General features: G+C 54.4%; 1 protein-coding gene. It reads left to right on the top strand.

The annotated features are described in order from the left end of the window. Nucleotides 1-362: hypothetical protein (locus F2P44_RS34635; protein ID WP_167094634.1), on the top strand; the 362-nt coding region annotated here is incomplete at both ends.

Here is a 362-nt window from a genome sequence, read left to right as displayed (position 1 = left end):
GGGTCTTTTTGCGGCAGTACAGTGCGGAATGTTTATCGGGCCTTACTACATGATATTGGACGTCGACAAGGCGACATACGCTCTGGAGCAAGGGGAGCCCGGAGACTACATCTATGAAATCGCTGGCCGCGTCATTGGCATTAATGAGGTTTGTCGCCGGGTGGTGGCGGGTAGGTTCAAAGCGATCTATGTCGATGTGCTGGCTGCGGAGATGGCACGCATCTCGACCATCGACTTATTCGATGCCAACGCAACGACCCTGGAGTATTTCTACTCGATCTATGGAGGTGACGGGAGCCAGTTCGCGGGCGCGCTTACGGGACTGCTCGACGATGAGCCCTATTGGGGAAATGTTCTGATAA

The organism is Massilia frigida (genome assembly GCF_011682175.1).
GTDB lineage: Bacteria > Pseudomonadota > Gammaproteobacteria > Burkholderiales > Burkholderiaceae_D > Telluria_A > Telluria_A frigida.
This window is presented reverse-complemented; position numbering and strand designations above follow the sequence as displayed.